Genomic DNA, 25,928 nt, shown 5'->3' with positions numbered 1-25,928 from the left:
CCCTTGATCAAGCCAGCGTGCAGGATTTAGACGCAGGCGATCAAGTTACCGACACTATCACACTAACCGCTACTAACGGTGTACCACAGGACATTGCCATTACCATTACCGGTAGCAATGACGCACCCACGTTGGCTCAGGCTGTTTCGACGCAAAATCTGCAAGAGGATTTTGTTAGCTACACCATTGATCTGAATACGGTATTTTCGGATATCGATAGCAACGATACGTTAAGCTTTGATGTGGCGAATGTGCCTAGTGGGGTCTCCGTTTCTATTGATGCGAATGGCATCGCGACCATTTCTTCGGTCGCCGATTGGAGTGGGACAGAGACAGTGAGCTTCCGCGCCACCGATACCCAAAATGCGAGTCTCACGCACGATGTCACCTTCAACGTCGAAGGGGTTGCTACCGCCCCCACACTCACGGTCAGTCGTGGCGATCAATCACTGACTTATATTGATAACACAGGACAAATCTCCGCCACTGACCCTGGAGCGGGCGGATCACGTGCCATTCTTTCGCCCTTAACAATCTCCGGCACCGCCAATGAAGCGGGCGAAACACTCACTTACCGAATCAGCGGCTTACCCGACGATGCGGTATTATCAGCGGGGACAAAAGAGGCAAGCACCGGCGATTGGCTGCTCACGGACGCGCAATTGAGTGGTCTTAATCTCGCCTCTCCCGCGGATATGACTGGCGTCACCCTATCCATTACGGCTATCAGTACCGACGGCACGGATCAGGCATCGACCACGGCCATGCTAAATCTAGAAAATGATAGCTTTGCGCTGACCGAAGGACAAACCACCAGCATTACCAGTGCCAATGGGCTGATTAGCAACGATACAGACACACAGGCCACGGTCACCCGCGTTGCCACCAATGCCAGCCAAGGAGAAAGTGGCAACAGTGAAGTTGTGATCGGCCCTGCCACCATCGCCACCGCACTGGGCGGCAGCATTACGGTCAGTGCCGATGGCAGCTTCACCTACACCGCACCAGCAGTGAATCATGCAGGCGGCGGTCAAGTCTATGACAGCTTCTCGTACCAAAGCAGCGAGAATGGCGAGTGGACAACCGTGACCTTTGATGTGAGCGACTCCGCGCCTGTCGCCCATGATGATAGCGACAGCGTGGCCTCTGCCGCCTCGACAGGGGGAAACGTGATCACTGCCGGCGCTGGCGCCGATACCCTTGGGGCGGATACCACCACGGTGACCGCGGTTAGCTTCAACGGTACCACCTATGCGGTTAACGGCAGTACTGTGATTGCCACATCGCAAGGGCAATTAACGATCCAGTCTGACGGTAGCTATGTTTACCAATCATTAGTCGCGTCAGCGACGGATGCCAGCACCCTGGATGATGAGGTATTCACTTATACCCTCACCGACAGCGATGGGAATATCAGTCAGGCACAGCTCACAGTCGGCCATGACAATAATACCCAGTTAAACGCCGATATCGCTTCAGTCAGCGAGCAAGGGTTAGTGAGCAACGATAATAGTCATTCCACCCAAGGCAACCTCTTGGATAATGACACCGGGATTGGTACCAATGTCGCTCTCGATCAAGTTAATGGACAAAGTTTTGGCAGTGACGGTGTCTTAACCCTCACGACCGCCAGTGGCACCTTGACTGTTTATAACCAAGACAACAGCCAAGGTTATCGCACGGGTGACTATACCTATACACTCAACAGCGCCACCAGCGGCGATAACGTGAGTGAAGCCTTCACCTACACGACTTATGATCCAACAGCGGCCACCGCTTATCGCTCATCGGCTTTTACTGTCAATGTGCAAGATGATACGCCGACCTCTGACAACATCGAAAGTGCCTTATATGCGACGGCAGAGAGTAGCTCGACCTTTAATCTGATTCTTACCGTTGACCTTTCGGGTAGTATGGCCGATCCGGTTGATCCGAGTGACCCGGATTCACCCACTCGGATGGAAGTCACCAAAGCCGCACTAAAATCCATGGTAGAGGAATACGATAAGCTTGGCGATCTCAACATCCAAGTTGTGTCATTTTCGAGTGAAGCCCAGTCTTCAGGTTGGATACTTAACGATGTCAGCAGCGCATTAGACGCAATCGAGGGCCTATATGCCGGCGGTGCCACCCGCTACGATAACGCGCTAAACGAGATCATCAATACTGTCGATACCTCTGGTATCACCACAGATAAAACCGTCTCCTATTTTATCTCGGATGGGATACCCAATGATGACTTTGAAAATAACACCAGCCTGCAAAGTGCATGGCAAAATTATATCGGCGCGCAAGGCATTGATGAGTCCTTCAGTGTCGGGGTCGGGGATGGCATTACGACATCGCCACTGACTCCTATAGCAGCAAGTAGCTCAGGTGATAGCAGTAACAATGTGTTGCTGGTGACCGATGAAAATGAACTCGCTTACTCACTGCTACAAACCATCAAGAGCGGACAAGTTTCGGGTGGCATGGTTCTGATGGATGATGAGGGTAATACTGTCTCCTTATTCGGCGCCGACGGTGGGTACGTTTCTACGCTCACCCTAGATGGGCAAACGTACAACTATGATCCCGCCACGGACAGCGCGCAGCAGACCTTTGAAACCGCCAAGGGCGGGATCCTCACCATCAATTTTAATACCGGCGAGTACGACTACCGCGTGGCGGTCGACAGAAATATTCTCAACGAACAAGAACAAATCGCGCTGACGCTTACCGATAACGATGGCGATACCAGTGATGTGAATGTTGCCATTGACCTCTACTACGAGGCACGGCTCGATGCCAATCACGATATAGTGATCACCAATGTTCATGACGGTAGCCCAATCGTGATCCCCGGTTTGGCATTAACCCATAACGATATTCCGTCAATGGACAGTACGATCACGGCGACCAGCAACGGGGTACAAGGGTCAGTAACGGGCACGGATGACGTCACCTTCACACCCGATAGTGCGATGAATACGCAAGCTTTCCTTGACCCCATCGGTAACGACTCTAAATTTATCGCAGAATCCGAACTCGGTGATTACGCTGGTTCGTTTGCTCAGGCACAGAGCCTAGACCGCGGTAAATTCGGGACCATGACCCAGGAGGTGTGGCCACACATTGATGTTGGTAACTTCGGTGCCAATGCCGCCCTGACGGGGACGGTGCAAAACGGTACCGACAGTGACATGACAAAAATGGATCTCTACCAAAACGAGAGCTTACTCTTTGATGATGACAATTGGACGAATAATCTGAGCGTAAGAGTGTATGACGAAAACCAACAGCTATTGGATACTCTCAACCCAGATACGGGCAGTAATAGCTTTACGGCCGGTCAGCAAGGCACTTACTATTTTGAGGTCGTGTCCAACAATGAATCCAATGATACCGAGAGCTATGAAATTTATCTCACTCTGGATAGAGCTAATGCGGTGTTGCCAGAGCCTGAACATCAATTTGAATACACCTCCTCTAATGGCAGTTATATAGATAGTGCACTGGTCGATATTATTGCGATTGATGAGCAAACGCTGGAAGGTACTTATCAAAGTGAAGTTCTCGCGGCCGGTGCAGGTGACGATACCCTGATTGGCAACGCGGGCGATGATAGTTTACTCGGGAACCACGGCGACGACGCGCTTGATGGCGGCCTTGGCGATGATCTGCTAATTGGCGGGAAAGGTGACGATACACTGACCGGAGGGCTTGGCTCTGATACCTTCGCGTTTTTAAGCGGCGATCAAGGGTCGGTCGGCGCAGAAGCAGTTGATCGCATTACTGACTTTGATGTGCAAAAAGATACACTGGCTCTCTCCGAGCTGCTGATTGATGAAGACCAAGCCGGAGAGAGCCTTGAAGACTATTTGACGCTTGAGGACAACGATCAGGGTGAAGCCACTTTATACATCGCCTCTGCGGGCGATAATCAAATCGACCAACACGTGGTGTTTGAAAACCTCAGTGTGGCAGACATGGCTAGCGCATACGAAATTGATATGAGTGGCCTCAGCAGCCAAGAGCTAAGCGCTTCCGTGATAGATGCCATGATCCAACAAAACAAACTGATGACAGACTAATCGACACCTGACGCGTATATCTGATGCGTGGGAGTAAGTTTATGTTCTATTTTGCCTAACAAAGGGGCAGAATAGCGCCAAAACTTGCCAGAAGCATGATGGGAGTGATTTTGTTATCTGAGTTGAAAAATATCGCCCAACTGTTGGTCGAAAACAAACTATTGACCACCATTGGTGTTATCGTTTTTGTTAGCGTGATCCGCCGACTGATTTTACGTCATATTCGCGGCGACAGTAACTTCCTCAGTGAAGATCAACGCAAGTGGATCTCACGTACAAAAAACGGGGCATTTAGCCTGCTTTTACTGTTTTTGTTCTTATTTTGGAACACAGAAATTAGCGAGTTTGCCCTGTCGCTCACCGCCATTGCAGTCGCGGTGGTGGTGGCCTCCAAAGAGATCATCCTATGCTTTACCGGCTCAATTCAACGCGCCAGCTCACGATCATTTCGTATCGGTGATTGGATTGAGGTCGGTAACTCTCGTGGCGAAGTGATCGAGCACAACTTAATGGCCACCAAAATTCAAGAGATTGATACCCACCATGGTCACTATTGCTATACCGGTAAAACAGCGACCTTACCGAATAGTCTGTTTTTCTCTACCACAGTGAAAAACCTGAACTTTATGAAGCGCTATGTCTATCACCATTTTCACTTGGTGATCCGGGGCGATATAAATTTATATCCCCATATTCCGGCGCTGCTGGCACGCATCGACGATCATAGTGAGGATTTTCTCGATATCGCTCGACGTTATAACCATGTGATTGAACGTCATGCGGGGGTGGATTTGCCTGGGCCTGAGCCTCATGTCTATTTGTCTCATACCGATACTGGAGAGCAACATGTCCACGTCCGCCTGTTCTGTCCGACCGAACGCGCCGCCGAACTCGAACAATTAATACGGGAAGACATTATGACGCTTTATTGCGAAAAGCTGCTCCCCGCAGCAGACGGCAAACTGAGCGAAAAAACCGAGTTGACAGCGGCCGAAACGACCGCGCCTTCAACACCCGCTTGAGAGAATAAAGCGCTCGTGAGGATCACGCGCGCTATCAAGCGATCAACTGAGTGACGACGCATCACGTCCAAGTAAAACTCACAGTAAAAACAACGTCCCTAAGCCCAAGAAAGCGACAAAGCCGACGATGTCCGTCACTGTGGTTAAAATCACTGAGCCTGACAGTGCCGGATCAATCTTCAGCTTCTCTAATAACACTGGCACAAAAATCCCCGCCAATGCCGCACTGATGATATTGGCGACAATCGCGGCACCGATAACCGCACCAAGTCCCCAGCTTTCAAACCAGTAACCCGCAATGGCACCAATCACAAGCGCCCAAAGCACACCATTAAGCAGCCCCACTTTAAATTCCTTGCTCAAAAGAGGCTTTAGGTTAGCTTTAGAGATTTGCCCGAGCGCGAGGCCTCGCACGATCAGCGTCAAGGTTTGACTACCGGCGATCCCCCCCATAGAAGCGACCACGGGCATGAGTACCGCCAGCGCGACAACCTGCTGCAACGTTGCTTCAAATAGACCGATAAACCATGACGCGAGAAAGGCTGTCATCAGGTTCACCCCAAGCCATAACGCACGGTTGCGCGCACTTTTCATTACCGGGGAGAATAAATCTTCATCTTCATCCAAGCCCGCGGTGGCCATAATTTGCGCTTCTGCCCGTTCCGCTTGCATCTCATAAGCCGTGCCCAAATCAAGTCGCCCAATCAACATATTACCGTCATCCAGCACGGGCAGTGCGATTTCTTCACTGCTCGCGACTTTGTCAGCGCTGGTATAAATATCATCACGTGCGTTCAAGCTGGGGAACTGTTCACGGACCAGCTCACTGATTTTTAGCACCCCGTCCGCGCCGAACAGCTTATGAATAGGGACAGCCCCGACCCAGATGCCTCGACTGTCGACAACGAAGACATGATCACAATATTTGGGCATCACACGGCGCAGTAAACGCAGTACCACATTGACTTTTGTTTTGGCGGGCACCACTAAGGGTTGATGATCACACCAATGCCCCACTTGGTTATCCGCATACTGTTGTGCCGAGGCATAGCGTTGCTTTTGCTCCGAGTCCATACGACCGAGCGCTTCTTCTAGCAGCGGTTCGGTCAACACATCTTGCAACTCCAACAAGGTGTCCGCGTCGAGATCAGCAAAAAGCGTATGGAGTTGTGCCTCATCAACGGCACGGATCACCGCCTCACCGGCGTCATCACGCATTTCCGCCAACACTGGCAGTTGTAACGAGGGAGAGAGTTGTTCCCAAAAGCCCACACGATCGTTGACGGGCAAGGCTTCCAACAACAGAGCGAGGCTATCCACACCGTGTGCTTGCTCTATCTCTTGTATCGTCTCGGGCGCATCTTGATCGACTTTTGATAGCAAATCGTCAATCACTTCTTGTCTATCACTCGTTTGCATGGTATTTCCTTCTCAACGGTCATCATGTGCACAGCAGTCCAGCGAACCGCCCCCGGCAGGGGCCCTCAGCTGTCTCCTATATGCGATGCTAGTGCCGTTTCCAGTGTGCGATGGTTATCACATATCATCGCCGATTTTTCAGATTCTTACCAAGAATAACCGCTATCACTTCTATGGTGAAAGCAAGGCAGAGCACTAACGAGTAATGATAACAATGCCGGTTCAATCAACGGAAAAAGTGTGTGTAGGTTGGCGTGAGTGGATTAGCCTCCCCGACCTCAATATTGCGCGTATAAAAGCCAAAATTGATACGGGCGCGCGGACTTCATGCTTACATACCTTCAAAATCGAAGAGTTTGAGAAAGGAGACGTCACCTGGGTTCGTTTTTGGATCCATCCTCACCAAGGCGATGACGAGCATGTGATTCAAGCAGAAGCGCCCGTGCTTGCGCGTCGCGTCGTGCGCGACTCTGGCGGGCATGAGCAACTTCGCTATGTCATTCAGACCACACTTAAAGCCGGTGAACTGTGTTATCCCATAGAGATGACACTCACCGCACGCGATAACATGCGCTTTCGTATGCTGTTAGGTCGTACCGCGATGACGGGAAACGTCATTGTCGATCCTATGCATTCATTTCTGCTTGGCAAATAGGAGCCCTAACCATAATGAAAATCGGTATCCTTTCCCGGAATAAAAACCTCTATTCCACTCGGCGCCTGATTGAAGCGTGCGAACAACGTGGCCATGAGTATAAAATTATTGACGCACTACGCTGTTATATGAGCATTAACTCGACACAACCGTCGATTCATCTCGCTGGCGAGGAGTTAGAGGGGTTTGACGCCATCATTCCGCGTATCGGCTCCTCAGTCACCTTTTATGGCTGTGCCGTATTGCGCCAGTTTGAAATGATGGGGGTTTTTCCTGTTAATGAGTCTGTGGCCATCACCCGCTCTAGAGACAAGCTAAGGTCAATGCAATTGCTGTCGCGCAAAGGCATAGGTATGCCGCATACTGGGTTTGCCAGCAAGCCGGGTGATGTGGGTGATTTGCTGGAAATGGTGGGCGGTGTCCCTGTGGTCGTCAAGCTGCTGGAAGGCACCCAAGGCATTGGTGTCGTCCTCGCCGAAACCAAAAAAGCAGCTGAAAGTGTGATTGAAGCCTTTATGGGCTTAAAAGCCGATATTTTAGTGCAGGAGTACATTAAAGAATCCAGCGGTGCTGATATTCGCTGCTTTGTGATTGGTGACAAGGTGATTGCGGCAATGAAACGTCAAGCCCAGCCAGGCGAGTTTCGCTCTAATTTACACCGCGGAGGCTCAGCATCCTTGGTTCGGCTCACGCCCGCAGAGCGACGTACAGCCATCGCAGCGGCCAAAGCTATGGGGCTCAATGTCGCCGGGGTTGATCTGCTGCGCTCAGAACGTGGCCCGCTTGTCATGGAAGTTAACTCCTCTCCAGGGCTAGAAGGCATTGAAAACGCGACCGGAAAAGATGTTGCTGGCATGGTCGTGGAATATATCGAAAAGAACGCTTACTCAAAAAGGACACGCACTCGTGGGAAGGGCTAAAAAAAACAAGGCCATCGAAATCGGTGGCGAGACCGTTAACCCAGGTGATCGTCTCAGCCTAGAGCTGGAAATCGCCAAGCTTTATACCCACGCACCGCTCAACGTGAGTATCGAGATCCTTAACGGCAAATTATCGGGCCCCACACTGTTAATATGTGCGGCGATTCACGGCGATGAGCTCAATGGTATCGAAATTGTTCGCCAAATCATGGCCAGAACCGATACAAAAAAATTGCGCGGAACCATAATTGCCATTCCCGTTGTGAACGTGTTTGGGTTTATTCATAAATCTCGCTATCTACCAGATAGGCGAGACTTGAATCGCTCTTTTCCAGGTTCAGAACGTGGCTCTATTGCCGGGCGCATGGCGTATCAGCTTTTTAATGAAGTGATCAGTCAATGCACCCACGTGATCGATCTCCATACCGCCGCCATCCACCGCACCAATCTACCGCAGATCAGAGTCAACCTGGAGAATCAAGAGGCGGCGGCGATGGCGACTGCATTTTCCGCCCCTGTGGTTGTCGACGCCGCATTAAGAGACGGATCCTTACGCGCAGAGGCAGAAGCGATTGGCATTCCGGTGATCACCTATGAGGCCGGCGAAGCACTACGCTTTGAGCCTTACGCCATTAACGCAGGTGTTAGGGGGATCATACGCGTGATGCGGCACTTAGGCATGCTGCGTCAATCGCGGCGGAAATTACCGTACAAACCTGTCACAGCCAGAACAAGCCGTTGGGTACGTGCCGATGCAGATGGCATATTCCGCAGCCATATTGCCCTGGGTGAGATGGTCTCCAAGCAACAAGTCATCGGTATCATTTCTGATCCAGCAGGCAGTCAAGAGGTCGAGGTCATCGCTCCCCAGAGCGGCATCCTCATTGGGCAGCAAACACTGCCCGTGGTCAATGAAGGTGACGCTATCTTTCATATTGCTTTTTTCTCACAGTCTGATGATTTGATTGAACAACACTTGGAAGGTTATCGAGATCAAGTCAAAGACGACCAAGATGATGAGCTAAAATGGGGAATTGGCACCCTATCAACATGATCGCGTCACGAGAAACAAACCGTACTACTTGCATCGAGCCATAAGATTCATAACACTACGCGTTTTGTAGCACGGGCAGCCGCCCGTTCAATAAGAGGAACGACATCATGCTGACATGGCAAGACATCGTCGCTCGAAGTGAAAACGGTAATCTCACGCCGCCGTCGCGGGTTGAGAAAACAGACCAAGAGTGGCAAGCACAGCTCAGTGAAGAGACCTTTCGTGTTACCCGCCAAAAAGGCACAGAGCGCGCGTTTAGCTCAGGGATGTGCACGCTCTTTGAACCAGGGCGTTATGGATGTACATGCTGCGGCACCTTGCTGTTTGATGCGCATGAAAAGTTTGATTCGGGGACAGGCTGGCCGTCGTTTACGCAACCTGCGCAAGATGATGCCATCGCCTATCATAAAGATGGCAGCCACGGAATGACGCGAATTGAAACCACCTGTGCCACCTGTGACGCTCACCTTGGCCATGTATTCCCAGATGGCCCCGAGCCATCTGGCTTACGCTTTTGTATGAACGCCGTCGCGTTGAAAAAGCTCGATTAACCGTACCTTCCCCACTAAAAAAGCAGAGTCCAACCGCGGCTCTGCTACACTTAGCCATAAGCGAACTGCCACTATCAACCACTTTTCCATCCTATTGCATCGCACGACGCAGAGGTGACATGCTACTGGGGAGTTCTTTACCTGCCGCTCGCCACATATTGTTGTGGAGCCTCATTTACGGGGCGATCGTCTGGCTGGATATGCGTTATTTATCCGCAATACTCGATATCAATACGGTCACCTTACTCAATATTTCCAGTGGCCTAGCAGTGGTATTGTTCCGGCATCTAGGGCTGGGTTTACTGCTCCCTCTTATCTTGGCCGGTTCGTTGGGTCATGGCCTGGCGGCGGTTACGCGGATCGAATCGCTGCATCTCGCTACTGGCCTGTTTTTTGGTATATTTCTGACCCTCACCTCCGCATTATCCGCTTGGCTATGGCAGAAATACTATCCACATTGCCTGGATACCGTGCGGGCTCTTTTTCGATTTGTGCTCGTCGGATGCCTGTTACCCGCGATAGCAATGATGGCCATTGTCGCCATTCCTCTTTATATCGATGAGCAGTTAGTTCATGGGCGCCTACAATTCTTAACCATTGAATTTACCATGACTTACACCACATCAACGCTACTCTGGGTAAGCTTGTACACGGCTTGGCAAAGGCAGGGGTTTGACTGGCCAACACTCCGTTGGCAAAACGTAGCCTACGTCGCTGCCATTATGGCACTGACACTCATCAGCTTTTCCGTGTTTCCAGGCGCTATTTATATTGAGCTTGCTTTGCTGATTTATATCGCGTTCTCCGGCCATTGGCGTACGCTACTGGTTGGCCTTTGTGGCTTAATCATCGTGTCTATCTTAAGGGTACCATTCGATATGGGGGCATTCGCGATCCCTGACCTCTATGACGGCGTGTTAGCACTGCTTATTTTTATCTTCACCACCGTACTGGCCAGCATCAGTATTTCTATCCAAGTGATGGAATATAAAAATGCCGTTGCGGCAAGAGACAGCTGGCAACGAAAAGCCAGCCTGGATCCACTGACTGGCACCGTTAATCGCTACGGCCTATTGCCTGAATTAGCGATTGAATACGAACGATCTCGGCGAACGCGATACACCTATACGGTCGCCGTCATCGATGTCGATAACTTTAAGCAATTTAACGATACATACGGTCACTCCGCCGGCGATCGCGTCTTGCAAGATGTTGCTGCTGAGATAACACGCGCCGTTCGCCAAACCGACTTGGTGGCTCGATATGGAGGGGAAGAATTTGTGATTATCTTTCGCAATACTGACAGCCACGATGCGTACTACGTGGCCGAGCGTATTCGCCAACGTATTGCGACGAATACCTCACAGTTTGATAACCAATCGCTCACCTATACGGTCAGCTGTGGCTTATCCGAAAGCTGCCCAAACGATAGCCATCCTGAGCAGGTATTTGATCGCGCTGATGATCACCTATATACCGCCAAAAGCCTTGGGCGCAATCGTGTGGTGGTTGCGCCCAAGGAGGACCCGTGAAGCGCATTACTCGGCGATGCCGCCTTTAGTGAGCTTGGTTGGATCAAGAAGCTGCGAAAGCTTCTCTCGACCCAGATCGGTTTCTTCTTCGGCAACGTCGAGAATCGGGCGTCCTTGTTGATACGCTTTTTTAGCGATTTCAGCCGCTTTCAAGTACCCAACAACAGGGTTGAGGGCGGTGACCAAGATAGGGTTACGAGACAACGCAGCTTGCAGGTTATCTTCTCTCACTTTAAAGCTGCGAATCGCTTTATCGGCAAGCAGTCGGCTTGCGCCAGCGAGCAAGTTGATACTTTGCAACACATTCGCGGCAATCACTGGCAGCATCACGTTCAGCTCAAAATTCCCCGACTGACCCGCCACCGTCACCGTGGTGTCATTGCCCATCACCTGCGCGGACACCATCGCCGCCGACTCGGGAATAACGGGGTTGACTTTGCCTGGCATAATTGACGAGCCTGGTTGCAACCCTTCCAGCTCGATCTCACCGAGTCCCGCAAGTGGCCCCGAGTTCATCCAGCGCAAATCATTGCTTAGTTTCATGGTTGCCACCGCGGTGGTTTTTAATTGACTATGAAGGGCCACCAGCGCATCTTGGCTGCCAATGGCAAAGAATGGGTTCTCACTGGCCGTAAAACCCGTCTTGCTCAGCGCGGCTACCGCTTCGGCAAAACGCTCAGCAAACAATGGGTGAGCATTGATCCCTGTGCCGACCGCTGTCCCTCCCTGCGCCAACGCGCGTACCGGCGACAAACTCTGGGTAATTTGTACCATGGCATGTTCAATTTGCTGCGACCAGGCATCCAGTTCTTGCGCCATGGTGACTGGCATGGCGTCCATTAAATGGGTACGCCCGGTTTTGACAATATCGCCAACGGACTGTTTCTTTTCTTGCAAGGCATCACGCAAATGAGCGAGTGCAGGCAGCAGTTTTTGCTCGCAGCCTAACGTGGTACTGATCTGAATTGCCGTTGGCACGGCGTCATTGCTGCTTTGGCTCATGTTGACATGATCGTTGGGGCTAACCATCTCACCGGATTTCTCTGAGGCTAAGGTAGCAAGTACCTCGTTCATATTCATATTCGAACTGGTGCCCGACCCGGTTTGAAACACATCAACAGGAAACTGATCCAAGTGATTACCCGCCATGATTTCTTGTGCGCTCTCACAAATGGCGTCGGCAATCTTACGCTCTAACAACCCGAGTGACTCATTTGCCTGTGCCGCCCCGTATTTCACCATCGCCAGCGCACGAATAAAGTCCGCCGGCATCGTCTGATCGCTGACCGCAAAGTTATTCACCGCACGCTGCGTTTGTGCTTGATACAAAGCCTGCTCAGGCACTTCCACGTCACCCATGCTGTCTTTTTCAATACGTGTTTTCGCCATGATCACATCCTTTTATTTCGCCATGCCGTTTCGATAATGGTTATCATTAACACATTAAAGTAGCTAAATGAAGTCAGTGACTTCATCGGTCGATAAAAAATCCGTGCCTCTTCGTCGTGCATCTCCTAGTATGGCGTCACTGTCACCCATAACGAGCAATACCATGCAAGACGAAACCAGTACCAGTATCACTAATTTGATTGAAGTGGTTGAGAACCAGATTGCCGACCAAGAGCCTAAAAAGGTAGCAGAAACCTTGATGCGCCTACGTATGACCGGCTATTCACGCGATGAAGCTATCGAGTACATTGCCTGTGCGTTAATGGTTGAGATCTACGACGTCAGCAATCACAACGGACAATTTACCCTGTCCCGCTATGAAGCCAACTTAGATACCCTGCCAGACATGCCATGGGCCGATGAGATTAATTTGGATATCGGTGAGTAACGCCTTCAGTTAAGCAATTACCCTAAAAGCCGCTCAGCGCGGCTTTAATTTTTAGAGTGGATAGACTTTCTCAAACTCTTCAAGCACCACATCCGAGTGCTCATCAAAATGCAGGCCGTGTGTTTTGGCGTATTGGGAGAAGTATCCCCAATGCGCTTCGTGCCAACACTGGTAAGAACCATCTCCCTCCCCTTCTCGTGCCGCAAATTCGGCGCTGACTTGGTTAAATGGGCAATAACTCACTTTAGTGGTTTTCACAATACAAACGGGCCGTTGGTGACCATTTAGCACAATTTTGTATTGGCCTTTCTGCGGGGCCACCGCATGTTTCTCTTCCAAAGAACTGCGCAACCGGCAGTGCGCTTTCTTTTTATTCAAACTCACCAAGGTCGCGACTTCATTGGCTCTCACCGTATGATGGCTTAAGGTGTCGACCACCACGTGCTCATCGGCTGGCCGTTGGTCCGAGGGAAGGGTCGCAAGATATTGATGCCAAAAGGCGTTTTGTTCTTCAGTCATGGGTCTCGCCTTGATTCTTATTGGTTTCTTTTTAAATGATTTCTTTATGAACAGTTTCTTGGACAACACTAACAACGTTGATCATAACGTGCAGACGCGCATTCGCCTATGCGCTGGCTAACGTTTCTAAGTTGCTTTGTGAATAAATTACACTTAAACATCAATCAAAGCCAATTTAAACCCAAAAAAAGCGGCCCTTTTGGCCGCTTGAGAGAATCATTCACCTTAATCGCTAATAAATGGCAATAAGGCTTGGTGTAGCCGATCAATTTCATCAACCGTGTTGTAATGCATCATACCGATGCGGATCACACCGCCCTTGTCTAAAACATCAAGCTGTTCACACAAGCCTTGCGCATAAAAGTGGCCGTTCCAGACACAAAAATTTTGCGCGCCGAGTGCTTGCGCAACCTCAGCTGGCTCGACCCCCTCTATACGCATCGCAAAGGTAGGGGTACGTTTATCGAGCAGATGATTGTCAGTAATACCATAGATACGTACTTTGGGATAAGCGCGCATCAACTGAAGAAAATGAGCAGACAGGGCCCGCTCATGTGCTTGATACTGCGCATAGCTTGCCGCTAGTCTTTCTCGTAGTGAAGACGTTGGGTCGCCCCATTGTGCAAGATACTCAACCGCGGCAATAAAGCCCGCAATGGCTTCAAAGCTTTGCGTGCCCGTTTCGAACCGGCCGGGGCCTTGATTAGTCGCAGGTTCTACTTTGTACGGTTTTAATGTCTGTACCCACTCAGGCGCGACATACACGAAACCAACATGGGGCCCAAAAAACTTATACGCCGAACAAGCAAGAAAGTCGCATCCGAGCGCTTGTACATCCACCAAGCGATGGGGCGCGTAATGCACCGCATCGACATACACTTTGGCGCCCACTTTTTTCGCCATCTCGACCACTTTTGCCACATCGACCAAACTGCCTGTGGTGTTTGAGGCGAGTGTCACCGCAACCAACTTGGTTTTATCGGTCATTAGGCTGGCAAGATGTGCCATATCGATAGAATACGTCGACTCGTCAACACGTACTTGTTTCACCGTCGCACCCTTATCGTGCGCCGCTTGCTGCCAGCTAGACACGTTTGAATAGTGGTCTAACGCGGAGACAATCACCTCGTCCCCCGCCTGCCAGTCGCGACTGATTGCGCGGCTCAACGAGAAAGTCAAGGTGGTCATATTAGGCCCGAATACCATGCTTTCTGACGATGAGGCATTCACAAAGGCGGCCGCCACATCCCGTGCCCGCTGCATCAGCTCGGTGGTATAACGACCAGAGAAAAACTGGCCACCAAGGTTGGCGTTGTAGTGCCCTAAATAATCCACCATGGCATCAAGCACCGCACTCGGCACTTGCGCGCCGCCCGGACCATCAAAAAATGCAACGGGTTGACCGTTAATCAATTGCGCAAGCGCGGGAAAGTGTCCCCGAACAGCATAAGGTGAAAAGCCTGCTGGTGTCATCGTTACTTCCTTGTTGCTGTGAGTACAAATACATCCATCGTGCCCGGTTTCTGGTTATCCACGGGCGTAATTGGCTCAGCGTAATGCCACAGTGTACGGTCATCAAGTGCTGCCATTTGTCCCGGTGCCAGCGGCAAACTAAACAGCGGGGCGCTTGTTTTGTGACTAAATACCTGAAAGTCACCGCCATCAATATTATCGCGGCCAATGCTCACAATGGCGATATGATCGAAGCCATCTTGGTGAACCCCCTCTGGGGCGACTTGTACCGACTGATCATCCGCCTGAATACGAATTTGGTGGATTTCAATATCGTTACCGTCGCTTAACTGATACATATCGCGGAAAGTGCGACACATGGCATGAAAACCAGGCTTTTGCACGGTTTCTGATTCAATATCTTCAAATGTCCTCGCCACATCGCCTTGGAACTCGTTGATATCCGAGGTTTGCATAAACGGCCGTGGTGGTAGTTTTTCGACACCTTCATTGAAAACATGAACCACCGAGTAACGACGAAGTCGATAGCCGCCGTCTGCATGTGAAGTGCCAGGGAGATTATCAAACGAGGGTTGAAGCTGCTTGATGTCGTTATCATCCAGTTGATTGAGCTGCATGAGTAGTGAAGACGTAGTCATGGCGTTCTCCTTTTATCCGTACCGAAGCACGCATTGATGCCAGGGCCATTGCCAAGCACAATATTAACAAATGCGTTACATGTTATGTTTAACTAAATCCCCTACCATTTCCAGTTTCGACCCTAGATTTGTCGACTTTAAAACCATCAATCAGAATGATTACCTACTAATAACCCTTAAGCCATTGAAAACCTCCAAGCCAAAAGTTAACAATTAGTAAACATTAGCATTAACCACCAATTAAAAGGCAATGATCAATATTTTAAGTCGCACTCTCGGCAGTTTACTGTCACGAAAAGTTGCCATATCCGATAAAACAGGATCTTATAGATAACGTTTTCGCGTGATTGCGACGGTCTATATCCGTTTTATCGCAAACGTCTAAACACATAATTCGCGCTATACTGATGAGATAGGCTCTGCAACGAGGGGAAATAATATGGCACGTCTTGCCATTCGGTGTTCATGTGGGCAAATGACAGACGAGATCATTGATGCACAGCAAAGCCAACGTTGTGTGTGCTTTTGCAGTGATTGCCAGGCCTATGCGCAAACACTGGGCTACCATACTGAACTCGAGCCAGGCGGCGGCACAGAAGTGCTACAAATTACGCCATCGCAGCTCCGCATTTATCGCGGCCGAGACCAATTAACCTGTTTGAGACTGAGCGAACGAGGTCTATACCGCTGGTATACCCATTGTTGTCAAACGCCTATCGCCAATACCATTCATGCCGATATTCCTTTTGTTGGCGTGGTGAGCGCTTGCTATCAGATTGAAGGCGATAATGAAGAAGAAATCGGCCCAGTTCGCTGGTATGTGCAAGGACAAGATGCTCGCTCAACGCCTACAGCAAACAAGGTTCACGCAAGATTTCCATTGCGCCTGATGGTTATCACTGCCGTAAAGGGCTTGTGGGCACGGCTACTGGGTAAACATCGTCCGAATGTCTTTTTTGACCGTGAAGGGCGTCCGCGTGGCCTGATTCATCATGTGGAGCAATCAGCCCCCTCATCGAGAAGGAAACAGCCTCTGCCGTGACAAGATAAGGTAAGACCGATGGGAGTGATAGGTTGTAGCGTGATAACAACGCTTTAACTTCATCATCAGCCCATTTACAATAGAGCTGTAAAATCAAGCAATCCCCCGAGCGAGGCGACAGCCTTCCAGGCAAAGTCGCCTCTCTTATTCACAATAACGGACAAGGGGAGGCATCCGTGAGCAACCCATCTCAACACCCAGATAGTTTCAACACCCGACGTACTCTACATGTCAACGGTGAAACCTACGACTACTACCGCCTGGACGCACTGTCCGATAATTTCGAGATCAGTCGTTTACCCTACTGCTTAAAAGTGCTGCTAGAGAACTTGCTACGTAAAGAAGATGGCAAGAATGTCTCCGCAGACGACATTCGTACGCTTTGCCAATGGCAAGCCGATAAAGCTGGGCAAGATCAGGTAAACTTCACGCCTGCTCGTGTCGTGCTTCAAGACTTCACTGGCGTACCTGCGGTGGTTGATTTAGCGGCGATGCGTGCCGCCATGCGCGAATTGAAAGGAGATCCAGCCAAAATCAACCCGCTTGGTGCGGTTGATCTTGTTATCGACCACTCGGTCATGGTGGATGACTACGGCAACCCTGATTCCTTGCAGAAAAACACTGAGATTGAGTTTGAGCGTAACAGCGAGCGCTACCAGTTTTTGCGCTGGGGTCAGCAAGCCTTCTCTAACTTCCGTGTGGTGCCACCTGGCACTGGGATTGTGCACCAAGTAAACCTTGAGTATTTAGCCCCGGGTGTATTAGTGGAAGAGCAAGGCGGCAACAAGTTAGCCATGCCAGATACCCTGGTAGGTACAGACTCACATACCACCATGATCAACGGTTTAGGCGTGCTCGGTTGGGGCGTGGGGGGGATCGAAGCAGAAGCGGCGATGCTCGGCCAGCCTATCACCATGCTGATCCCAGAAGTGGTTGGTTTTGAGCTAAAAGGTGAGCTGCCTGCTTCCGCTACCGCCACTGATTTAGTACTCACCGTCACCCAGATGCTACGTGAACGCGGTGTGGTGGGTAAATTTGTTGAGTTTTATGGCCCCGGGCTCGCCAAATTACCGCTGGCTGACCGTGCGACCATTGCCAATATGGCGCCCGAGTATGGTGCAACCTGTGGCATCTTCCCGATTGATAATGAAACCCTCAACTATATGCGCCTGACAGGCCGCACTGATGAGCAAATCACACTGGTCGAAACCTACGCCAAAGCACAAGGTCTGTGGCGTGATGACGACGCACCCGTTGCCGATTACAGTGACACGCTCCATCTCGACCTCGGCGATGTGGTACCAAGTCTTGCTGGCCCCAAACGCCCACAGGACAGAATTGCATTAACCGACGCCAAAGCCCAGTTCGATCAGCTGTTGGAAAAAGAGCAAGCGGCAGCAAATAACCTGATCGCCAGTTTTGCCAGTGAAGGCGGACAAACCGCGGTCGATAATCCTAGCCTTCGCGAACAAGGTAAAGTGGAGGTCGAATACAAAGGGGAAACATTCAACCTTGAGCACGGCGCGGTTGTGATTGCGGCGATCACCTCCTGCACCAACACCTCGAACCCGGCCGTATTGGTGGCTGCAGGGTTGGTGGCACAAAAAGCACGTGAGCGAGGCTTAAACACCAAGCCTTGGGTGAAAACCTCTCTCGCACCTGGTTCTCAGGTGGTGCCTGCCTATCTAGAAAATGTTGGCCTACTTGAACCACTTGCCGAACTTGGCTTTAACATTGTTGGCTTTGGCTGTACCACCTGTATTGGTAACTCAGGGCCGCTACCTGAGCCTATCACTGAAGCCATTCGCTCGGCGGATCTGCTTGCGACCAGCGTGCTTTCCGGTAACCGCAACTTTGAAGGCCGTATTCACCAAGATGTGAAAGCCAACTATCTCTCCTCACCCCCGTTAGTGGTGGCCTACGCACTGGCGGGTAATATGAATGTCGATGTCCTTAAGGAGCCATTAGGACAAGATGAAAACGGTAAGCCTGTTTACCTCAAAGACATTTGGCCCACCCCGCAGGAAGTGGCGCAAACTATCCAATCCGCAATGACGGAAGGGCTGTACCAAGACAAATACGCGGATGTGTTTGCCGGCACAGACGCATGGCGTAAACTGCCGGTGCCTGAAGATGAGATTTATTCATGGCCTGACTCCACTTACGTTAAAAAACCAACCTACTTTGACGGCATGACCATGGCACTGCCGGAAATGAAACCGATTAAAGGCGCACGCTGTGTGGTCAAAGTCGGTGATTCGATCACGACCGACCACATCTCACCCGCCGGCGCAATTAAGCCAGATAGTCCAGCGGGCGAGTATTTGAAATCTAAAGGCGTTGAGCCAAAAGATTTCAACAGCTACGGCTCACGTCGAGGCAACCACGAGGTGATGGTACGTGGCACCTTTGCCAACGTGCGCTTGAAAAACCAAATGGCGCCGGGCACCGAGGGCGGTATGACTACCTATTTGCCCACCAATGAGCAAATGAGTATCTATGAAGCGGCCCAACGCTATCAAAAAGATGATACGCCATTAGTCGTGCTTGCGGGTAAAGAGTACGGGACAGGGTCGAGCCGTGACTGGGCCGCCAAGGGTACCAACTTGCTGGGTATCAAAGCCGTCATTGCTGAAAGCTTCGAGCGTATTCACCGCTCTAACTTAGTGGGCTTTGGCGTGTTGCCACTGCAATTTAAAGAGGGTGATTCCGTCGAATCACTTGGATTGGATGGGACAGAAGTGTTCGACTTTGACGAGATCAAGGGCGAACCCTCTACCCTCAAGGTACGTGCGGTTCGGGATGATAAAACCATGGAGTTTGACGTCAACGTCCGCATCGATACTGCCGTTGAATGGGATTACTACCGCCATGGCGGCATTCTCCACTACGTGCTGCGCCAACTCGCTAGCTAATACTGGTACCAATACCAAAAAGGCCCCGCGGGGCCTTTTTTATTGCGTCGCCATCATGGTTTCAAACGCGTCGATCACCTGCTGAGTGTCAATGGCGGCCATCACATGATCACCTTTCACCCGCGTGCTCCATGCTAGCTGATCAACGGGCTTGCCATGTTGCTGTTCAGCAAAGGTTTCATAAACACTGACCACATCCGCGAGATTGTTATAAGGGCCGGTGCGCTTCGGGTTGCTATGGCCATAAAGACCTAAGACGGGTGTGCCTTGTGTGGTTGCCATGTGCGCGGGGCCGGAGTCGGGGGCCAGCACCGCATCGGCGCACGCGAGCACCGCAGCCAATTGTTTGAGACTGGTTTGTCCCACCAAGTTCATCACCGGCACGTTGGCGTCGGCAATAATGCGCGCGGCCAGCGTTTTTTCACGCTCGGCCGGTGAACCACACAGGGCCACCTGATACCCTTTACCGACCACGTAGTCGGCGAATTCAGCGTAGCGCTCTGGCAGCCAGTTGCGCTCATCTTTACTCGCGGCAGGACTGATCACGACAGTAGGCTTGTCACCCAGTTGCGCGTTGGCAAAGGCATGATCGTCTTCAGAAAGTGGTAGTTGCCACTGCGGCGGCGTAACCGGCACGCCCAAATATTGAGTAAAGGCGAAAAAGCTATCTAACACATGGCACGATTGGGTATCGGGGATCCGTTTATTGGTAAACAGCCACTGCCCCTCTTTCGCTCGGTGACGATGAAACCCCACGCGATGGTGCGCGCCGATCCCCACAGTCAATAAGCTAGCGCGTAAAGCAAGCTGCATATGCACTAGCGCATCAAACCGGCGCCCTTTCAGCTGCTGCCAGACGTGACGCATGCCTGCCAAGCCTGCCTTTTTGTCAAACACCACCAGCTCCACTCCTTCAAGCCCGGCTAAAAGCTGTGCTTCGACTTTACCAACCACCCAAGTGATCTGCGTCTGTGGCCAATGGCGCTGCACGGCTTGAATCGCTGCCACCGCATGGCAAACATCGCCAATCGCAGACAGGCGTAAAAAACACAGGGAGCGTGGGGCGTGAGTAAACAGAGGCATAACAAATTCCAATTAAGTTATCGCGCCGATTATGCAGTTGGCTCGGTTAAATGTAAAATGCCAGCCTATCGATCAAATTGTTACGAGAATGTATTTATGGGCGCTAATACATCCCCCTCAGAAAAGCCGCGAGGGATCATACGTATCATTAAAGCCACCGGCTATTCTTGGGCTGGATTAAAAGCGGCATATCACCATGAAGCGGCGATCCGCCAAGAAGTTGTATTATTGGCTGCGGCGCTAGTCGTATTACTCTGGCTGCAATTACCGCTGACGGAATCCTTGATGATGTTCGGCGTCATTGTGTTAGTGATTATCGTCGAATTACTTAACTCCGCCATTGAAGCCGTGGTCGACAGAGTGGGTGAAGAGCGTCATGAGCTAAGTGGCAGAGCCAAAGATATTGGTTCTGCGGCGGTATTTGTCAGTTTGCTTTTGGCGGGTGTAGTCTGGCTTGCCACCCTTTGGCATCACTTCGGCAGGCCACTTATTCAGTCATACACCTAAATACACAACCCGGCAACGCGCCCAATACGTTGCCGATTGATTCACTCAACTGTGATGAGAAACCATGTCTTTTAAATCGCGACTTCAAACACATAGCTGGTTTATTGCCATTAACGCCCTTGTATTGATGGCAATAGCCAGCCGCTATTTTGCGTTTCTACCGAGTTTTCCCACTGAGCCACTTGGCATCACCTTTATCGTGGTCAGTATCTTTAGCCAAATGGCCTTACTCGCCGCCATTGTTGGCTTGGTGACACTTCCACTTTTACTCCTGCCAACCAAGTTGCGCCAACCATTGCTCGCCTTGATTGCCTCGGTGGGTGTGATCACGCTTTTCATTGATACCATCGTGTTTGCCCAATACCGATTCCATATTAATGCTATGGTGCTGGATCTGATCCTCGCCGGACAGATCGTTAGCTTCCCGCTCATTACTTGGCTGATGGTGATCGGGGGCGTGATTGCCTGCCTCGCGGCGCAATGGGGATTGCTCACTGGGTTGTCGCGGACACGTTTTTCCCAGCAGCGCAAAGTCGGCAAAAAATTCGCGCTGCTCACGTTTCTTACCTTGCTCGCCACCCACGGGATTCATATTTGGGCCGCGGCCTACGCGTACCAACCCGTGACAACGGTGAAACGTTATTTGCCACTTTTCTATCCAGCCACCGCCAACAGTATGATGCGCAAAAACGGCTGGATTGATGAACAAGCTCTAGCGCGCCAAAAAGCCATGGATGTGGATCGCGAAGCCGACCTTAACTACCCTCTTTCCCCGCTGAGTACGACGGAGGTTGAGCAGCCGGTGAATATCATGTTTTTGGTGGTTGACTCATGGCGCGCAGATACCTTCAATGCCGACAACACGCCCAACCTTTGGGCACTGGCGCAAGATGGCCGTACCTATTCACATCATCTCGCGACAGGGAACGCCACTCGAACCGGCATTTTTGGCCTGTTTTATGGCATGCCTGGCACCTATTGGCACAGCTTTCTTGCCAATCAGCAATCACCGATGCTGATGGATCGCCTACAGGCGCTCGATTATCAACTGGGTGTGTTCACCGCGACACAATTGGAAAAGCCGGAATTCAATCAAACCGTATTTGCTAAGGTGTCCGATTTACGTAACGGCTCTGAGGGCGACTCTCCCGCCGAACTAGACGCGGATCTCACCCAAGATTGGATCCGTTGGCACCAGCAGCGTGACCCCAATCGTCCCACCTTCTCGTTTTTATTTTACGATGCGCCACATGGCTATGATTTTCCTGCGGACTTTACCCCCAAATATCAGCCGATGTTGGATGAAGTTAACTACCTCAAGTTGGACAACGAGACAGATCCGACACCGTTTTTTAATCGCTACAAGACCAGCGTACGTTACGTTGATAGTTTGGTTGCCCAAGTGGTTGAAGAGCTGAAACAAAGCGGAGAGTTCAACAATACTCTGCTGGTGCTCACTGGCGATCATGGACAAGAGATGAATGACAACCAACTGAATTTTTGGGGTCACAACAGCAATTTTACTGACCCACAAATTCACGTGCCTTTCGCGATGATAGGCCCCGGCATCAATGCCAAACAAGTCGATACTGGCAAGCGGCTGACCAGCCACCAAGATGTAGCGCCCACCCTGATGAAGCATTATTTAGGCGTCACGTCCGATCCGGCCAGCTACGCGATTGGTCATGATTTGCTTGCACCCAACCCCGGGCAAGATTGGGTGTTATCGTCAAACTACAGCGGCTATGCGTTAGTCACCGACGACACCATTTTAGAAGTGGGTGCGGGAGGGCAATATCAATACATGGATAACACCAACCGACCCATAGAAAACGCATCACCTGACTTTGCGCAAATGGAAAAAGCCCTCGAGCAAATTAGCCGTTTCCGCTAGTCCACTGTTTGCGCGTGACTACCCTTCACGAGCCTCTGTTTTCCAGAGGCTCATCTTTCCGTTTTTCTTCGGACTACAGCCAGTCAAAAAACTGCACAAACGCTTGCCATTGCGCCGATGCATCCGCCAGCCTCGCCGGATAAAAACGCACGGCCTGACCGGGTCGCGTTTGCGCCAACATGCTCAAGCTGGCACGAGTTAAACAGCCAAGCTTAGGATAACCACCGAGTGTTTGCCGATCGTTGAGTAATACAATCGGCTGACCGTCAGGGGGCACTTGCACGGCCCCGAGCGCAATGCCTTCGGAGACAATACCCGGTTGCTTGCTCACGACGCTCGGTCCATTGAGCCGCACGCCCATACGATCACTGTGTTGATCGACCGTGTATTCACCATCAAAAAATGCCGTTAGCGCCTCGGAGCTAAAGCTATCAAATTGATACCCCGGTACAAGCGCCAGTGGGGTCAGGGCATTGTAGTCAGGAATAAAGCGTGTCGGCACACCGCGCACTCTTGGCAACAGCGCATGCGGTCGACAAGGCAACACATCTCCTTTGGTGAGCGCCATGCCTCCCGCCTGTTCGCCTAACCCGGAATGGAGGCCGCCGAGTTGATTGCGCATCACCGTCGCGGCACTGCCAAATGCGCCATCGACCGTCCACCCGCCACGCACCGCGAGATAGGCCCGCAAGCCACGGCGTGCGTAGCGTAAACGCAATTCATCACCCGCATTTAGCGTCAAGGTCTGCCACATTCCCACACGCTGACCATTGATACAAGGTTGCATGTCTGCGCCGGTGATGGCGATCGACATCGCGTGATCAGCACGAAAACGTGCTCGGCCCATGGTTATCTCGACAAGCGGTGTATTCGCGGGGTTATCGAGTAAATAATTCGCCCAAGCAAATGCATGGCAATCGACCGGCCCGCCTTGGCTTAAGCCAAGCTGGCCCACCCCATAGCGCCCTGTGTCTTGCACCAAACTCAATACGCCGGGATCAAGCACCGTTAATCCTGCCACCATTGACCTCCTGCCGCGCGGTAATCAGACTCTGATATCGGCTCAAAACGGACGGTATCACCTACATCAAACGACATCATGGGCGATTGACGGGGATTGAATAGCTCCTTGGGGCAGTTACCAATAATTTGCCAGCCTGCGGGTGACGCTGCCGGATACACCGCGGTTTGCTGTTGTGCAATGCCCACACTGCCGGCAGGGATCTGATGACGAGGCGTGGTATGACGTGGCATGGCTATGGTCTCATCCACCGACGCAAGAAAGGCAAAGCCGGGCGCGAAACCAATCGCACAAACGGTGTAAGTTTGTTGGCTGTGTCGCGCAATCACCTCTTGTTCACTCACGCCGGCAAACTCGGCGACCGCAGCCAGATCGGGTCCGACCGAGGGGTGATAGTACACCGGCAACGACACGTGTTTTCCGCCCACGGCGTTGTCGGTGACTCGCAATGAGTCGCCTTGATTCATCACCCAGGTTTTCAACGTTTCTGGCGAGAGTAAGCGAACATTCACTTCCACCAGAACGCTGGTGTAGGCGGGAATTAACTCAACCACACCACGGCCAAAGTGTTGCTGGATTCGCTCACACAGCGCGGATAACTGTGGAACTAAGACAAGATCGATCTTATTGCCCAACCGGATCATTACCGTGGTTTCACTGACCTGCTCAACCTTGAGTGTCATGGTGTTAAGGCCTTTCTGAGTTGTTTTATCGCCTCGACCGATTGTGGGTTATCTCCATGCACACACACCGTATCCGGCGAAAGCGAGAGCGTTTGTCCCTCGAGGGTTGTCACTGTGCCATATTGAGATAACTGCAACACTTGGGCAATCATCGCGTTGGCGTCATCTAACACAGCGCCCGGTCGACTGCGCGGCGCCAATTGTCCTGACGCCAGATAGGCTCTATCGGCAAAGGCCTCAAAAATCAGCGGTACACCGGCTTGTTGGGCAAGCTGGCGATGCGGACGGTTATCAGGCAGTGCCAGTACCATTAATGGCGTATTGGGCAGCGTATCAGCCACCGCAGCCAACACCGCCTCAAAGCAATCATTGTCCACCATCATGGTGTTATACAGCGCACCATGGGGCTTCACATAATCAAGACTCGCATTAAAGCGTGCACAGATCCCTTGTAATGCGCCGATTTGATAGCGAACGAGGTGACTAATTTGTGCTGGGGTATGATCAATATGACGACGGCCAAAGCCCTGCTTATCGGCGTAGCCGGGATGAGCACCAATACTCACATTGTGCTGTACTGCGAGTGCCACCGTGGCCGCCATTACATCAGGATCAGAGGCATGAAAACCACACGCAATATTGGCCATATCAATCCATGGCATCAGCGCGCTATCCATTCCCATTGTCCACGCACCAAAGCTTTCACCCATGTCTGCGTTTAGTTTCATCATTCCCTCGATTTCAATGACTTTGCTTTACCTTACGGCTTTTTAACCCACGGATAAACCACCACAACTCGGACTCATGATCACCCACTCCCGTAGCACTTACTATCTATAAAAGAACAAATTAAGCCTATAAAAACAGACAAAGATAGAATACTCCACTAAATCAAAGGTTATTTTTTAGAGATCAGAGGAGTGAACACATCCCTAACAAATTAATCATTAATCGTCGATTAATCAGATGTTTAACAAAAACATTCCTGTATAGATATGTAGGCACACATAATAGATTACAGGATGCATCCTAATCCATATCAAATAAAAGGGCTTTTTGCGCGGCAAACGGAAAGGATATCTTCCATACT

At 51.1% G+C, this 25,928-nt stretch carries 21 protein-coding genes; 12 read left to right on the top strand and 9 right to left on the bottom strand.

Annotated elements, in window-relative coordinates; genetic code table 11:
* On the top strand, positions 1-4,073 hold a 4,073-nt coding region (locus tag C7A19_RS15030), incomplete at its 5' end, for a VCBS domain-containing protein (protein ID WP_116645314.1).
* 110 nt (positions 4,074-4,183) lie between these two features.
* A complete protein-coding gene (locus C7A19_RS15025) occupies positions 4,184-5,095 on the top strand; it encodes a mechanosensitive ion channel family protein (RefSeq protein WP_235614325.1) in 912 nt (303 codons plus the stop codon).
* A 78-nt stretch (positions 5,096-5,173) separates the two neighbouring features.
* Here C7A19_RS15025 and C7A19_RS15020 read toward each other — a convergent pair whose 3' ends face one another.
* Positions 5,174-6,514, bottom strand: coding sequence for a magnesium transporter (locus C7A19_RS15020; protein ID WP_077459023.1), 1,341 nt, complete (start codon positions 6,512-6,514; stop codon positions 5,174-5,176).
* A 214-nt stretch (positions 6,515-6,728) separates the two neighbouring features.
* On the opposite strand from C7A19_RS15020, the gene C7A19_RS15015 reads away from it, so the two are divergent.
* From C7A19_RS15015 to C7A19_RS14995, 5 genes are all read left to right on the top strand, one after another.
* Positions 6,729-7,169 (top strand): ATP-dependent zinc protease, encoded by a 441-nt coding sequence (locus C7A19_RS15015; RefSeq protein ID WP_077484960.1) that lies wholly within the window; start codon positions 6,729-6,731, stop codon positions 7,167-7,169.
* 14 nt (positions 7,170-7,183) lie between these two features.
* Complete coding sequence (gene rimK, locus C7A19_RS15010; RefSeq protein WP_116645313.1) at positions 7,184-8,089, top strand: 30S ribosomal protein S6--L-glutamate ligase; 906 nt, start codon at positions 7,184-7,186, stop codon at positions 8,087-8,089.
* Complete coding sequence (locus tag C7A19_RS15005; RefSeq protein WP_069360828.1) at positions 8,076-9,143, top strand: succinylglutamate desuccinylase/aspartoacylase family protein; 1,068 nt, start codon at positions 8,076-8,078, stop codon at positions 9,141-9,143. The genes rimK and C7A19_RS15005 overlap by 14 nt, the downstream gene beginning before the upstream one ends.
* Positions 9,144-9,250: 107 nt before the next feature.
* Positions 9,251-9,694: a peptide-methionine (R)-S-oxide reductase MsrB gene (gene msrB / locus C7A19_RS15000; RefSeq protein WP_069360829.1), complete on the top strand. Its 444-nt coding sequence runs from the start codon at positions 9,251-9,253 to the stop codon at positions 9,692-9,694.
* A gap of 119 nt (positions 9,695-9,813) precedes the next feature.
* A complete protein-coding gene (locus C7A19_RS14995; protein WP_116645312.1) occupies positions 9,814-11,226 on the top strand; it encodes a GGDEF domain-containing protein in 1,413 nt (470 codons plus the stop codon).
* Between the two features lie 6 nt (positions 11,227-11,232).
* Here the strand turns inward: C7A19_RS14995 and C7A19_RS14990 are convergent, their stop codons facing one another.
* Positions 11,233-12,618: a class II fumarate hydratase gene (locus C7A19_RS14990; protein ID WP_116645315.1), complete on the bottom strand. Its 1,386-nt coding sequence runs from the start codon at positions 12,616-12,618 to the stop codon at positions 11,233-11,235.
* A 160-nt stretch (positions 12,619-12,778) separates the two neighbouring features.
* Between C7A19_RS14990 and C7A19_RS14985 the strand changes: the two genes are divergently transcribed.
* Positions 12,779-13,063 carry a hypothetical protein gene (locus C7A19_RS14985; RefSeq protein WP_077459019.1) on the top strand — a complete coding sequence of 95 codons (285 nt, stop codon included), beginning with the start codon at positions 12,779-12,781 and terminating at the stop codon, positions 13,061-13,063.
* Between the two features lie 51 nt (positions 13,064-13,114).
* Here the strand turns inward: C7A19_RS14985 and C7A19_RS14980 are convergent, their stop codons facing one another.
* The 3 genes from C7A19_RS14980 to C7A19_RS14970 all read right to left on the bottom strand — a co-directional run bounded on the left by C7A19_RS14980 (position 13,115) and on the right by C7A19_RS14970 (position 15,693).
* Positions 13,115-13,582 carry an ASCH domain-containing protein gene (locus C7A19_RS14980; RefSeq protein WP_077459018.1) on the bottom strand — a complete coding sequence of 156 codons (468 nt, stop codon included), beginning with the start codon at positions 13,580-13,582 and terminating at the stop codon, positions 13,115-13,117.
* Between the two features lie 225 nt (positions 13,583-13,807).
* A complete protein-coding gene (locus tag C7A19_RS14975) occupies positions 13,808-15,055 on the bottom strand; it encodes a cysteine desulfurase-like protein (RefSeq protein ID WP_116645311.1) in 1,248 nt (415 codons plus the stop codon).
* 2 nt (positions 15,056-15,057) lie between these two features.
* A complete protein-coding gene (locus tag C7A19_RS14970) occupies positions 15,058-15,693 on the bottom strand; it encodes a 2OG-Fe dioxygenase family protein (protein ID WP_077459016.1) in 636 nt (211 codons plus the stop codon).
* 439 nt (positions 15,694-16,132) lie between these two features.
* On the opposite strand from C7A19_RS14970, the gene C7A19_RS14965 reads away from it, so the two are divergent.
* The gene (locus C7A19_RS14965; RefSeq protein WP_116645310.1) at positions 16,133-16,735 is read left to right on the top strand and encodes a DUF6151 family protein; all 603 of its coding nucleotides are present in this window, start codon (positions 16,133-16,135) and stop codon (positions 16,733-16,735) included.
* Positions 16,736-16,911: 176 nt separating this feature from the next.
* The gene (gene acnA, locus C7A19_RS14960; protein WP_116645309.1) at positions 16,912-19,650 is read left to right on the top strand and encodes an aconitate hydratase AcnA; all 2,739 of its coding nucleotides are present in this window, start codon (positions 16,912-16,914) and stop codon (positions 19,648-19,650) included.
* 39 nt (positions 19,651-19,689) lie between these two features.
* On the opposite strand, the gene C7A19_RS14955 is transcribed toward acnA, so the two are convergent.
* Positions 19,690-20,733, bottom strand: coding sequence for a glycosyltransferase family 9 protein (locus C7A19_RS14955; RefSeq protein ID WP_116645308.1), 1,044 nt, complete (start codon positions 20,731-20,733; stop codon positions 19,690-19,692).
* A 96-nt stretch (positions 20,734-20,829) separates the two neighbouring features.
* Between C7A19_RS14955 and C7A19_RS14950 the strand changes: the two genes are divergently transcribed.
* Positions 20,830-21,240 carry a diacylglycerol kinase gene (locus C7A19_RS14950; RefSeq protein WP_077520358.1) on the top strand — a complete coding sequence of 137 codons (411 nt, stop codon included), beginning with the start codon at positions 20,830-20,832 and terminating at the stop codon, positions 21,238-21,240.
* A 64-nt stretch (positions 21,241-21,304) separates the two neighbouring features.
* Entirely contained in the window at positions 21,305-23,134 is a 1,830-nt protein-coding gene (locus C7A19_RS14945; RefSeq protein WP_116645307.1) for a DUF3413 domain-containing protein, read from the top strand.
* A 73-nt stretch (positions 23,135-23,207) separates the two neighbouring features.
* Here C7A19_RS14945 and C7A19_RS14940 read toward each other — a convergent pair whose 3' ends face one another.
* The 3 genes from C7A19_RS14940 to C7A19_RS14930 are packed head-to-tail and all read right to left on the bottom strand — an operon-like array spanning position 23,208 to position 25,578.
* The gene (locus tag C7A19_RS14940) at positions 23,208-24,158 is read right to left on the bottom strand and encodes a biotin-dependent carboxyltransferase family protein (protein WP_116645306.1); all 951 of its coding nucleotides are present in this window, start codon (positions 24,156-24,158) and stop codon (positions 23,208-23,210) included.
* Positions 24,143-24,838: a 5-oxoprolinase subunit PxpB gene (gene pxpB, locus C7A19_RS14935; protein WP_116645305.1), complete on the bottom strand. Its 696-nt coding sequence runs from the start codon at positions 24,836-24,838 to the stop codon at positions 24,143-24,145. Before pxpB ends, C7A19_RS14940 begins: the two co-directional genes overlap by 16 nt.
* Positions 24,835-25,578 (bottom strand): 5-oxoprolinase subunit PxpA, encoded by a 744-nt coding sequence (locus C7A19_RS14930; protein WP_116645304.1) that lies wholly within the window; start codon positions 25,576-25,578, stop codon positions 24,835-24,837. The genes pxpB and C7A19_RS14930 overlap by 4 nt, the downstream gene beginning before the upstream one ends.
* Between the last annotated feature and the right edge of the window lie 350 nt (positions 25,579-25,928).

Source organism: Salinivibrio sp. HTSP, assembly GCF_003390965.1.
GTDB lineage: Bacteria > Pseudomonadota > Gammaproteobacteria > Enterobacterales > Vibrionaceae > Salinivibrio > Salinivibrio kushneri.
This window is presented reverse-complemented; position numbering and strand designations above follow the sequence as displayed.

Coding starts and splice junctions, on each gene's coding strand:
- C7A19_RS14940 (WP_116645306.1), bottom strand. CDS start 24,158: ATGGTGGCAGGATTAACGGTGCTTGATCCCGGCGTATTGAGTTTGGTG.
- C7A19_RS14985 (WP_077459019.1), top strand. CDS start 12,779: ATGCAAGACGAAACCAGTACCAGTATCACTAATTTGATTGAAGTGGTT.
- C7A19_RS14955 (WP_116645308.1), bottom strand. CDS start 20,733: ATGCCTCTGTTTACTCACGCCCCACGCTCCCTGTGTTTTTTACGCCTG.
- C7A19_RS14965 (WP_116645310.1), top strand. CDS start 16,133: ATGGCACGTCTTGCCATTCGGTGTTCATGTGGGCAAATGACAGACGAG.
- C7A19_RS14975 (WP_116645311.1), bottom strand. CDS start 15,055: ATGACACCAGCAGGCTTTTCACCTTATGCTGTTCGGGGACACTTTCCC.
- C7A19_RS15020 (WP_077459023.1), bottom strand. CDS start 6,514: ATGCAAACGAGTGATAGACAAGAAGTGATTGACGATTTGCTATCAAAA.
- rimK (WP_116645313.1), top strand. CDS start 7,184: ATGAAAATCGGTATCCTTTCCCGGAATAAAAACCTCTATTCCACTCGG.
- C7A19_RS14950 (WP_077520358.1), top strand. CDS start 20,830: ATGGGCGCTAATACATCCCCCTCAGAAAAGCCGCGAGGGATCATACGT.
- C7A19_RS14945 (WP_116645307.1), top strand. CDS start 21,305: ATGTCTTTTAAATCGCGACTTCAAACACATAGCTGGTTTATTGCCATT.
- msrB (WP_069360829.1), top strand. CDS start 9,251: ATGCTGACATGGCAAGACATCGTCGCTCGAAGTGAAAACGGTAATCTC.
- C7A19_RS15015 (WP_077484960.1), top strand. CDS start 6,729: ATGCCGGTTCAATCAACGGAAAAAGTGTGTGTAGGTTGGCGTGAGTGG.
- C7A19_RS14980 (WP_077459018.1), bottom strand. CDS start 13,582: ATGACTGAAGAACAAAACGCCTTTTGGCATCAATATCTTGCGACCCTT.
- C7A19_RS14970 (WP_077459016.1), bottom strand. CDS start 15,693: ATGACTACGTCTTCACTACTCATGCAGCTCAATCAACTGGATGATAAC.
- pxpB (WP_116645305.1), bottom strand. CDS start 24,838: ATGACACTCAAGGTTGAGCAGGTCAGTGAAACCACGGTAATGATCCGG.
- C7A19_RS14995 (WP_116645312.1), top strand. CDS start 9,814: ATGCTACTGGGGAGTTCTTTACCTGCCGCTCGCCACATATTGTTGTGG.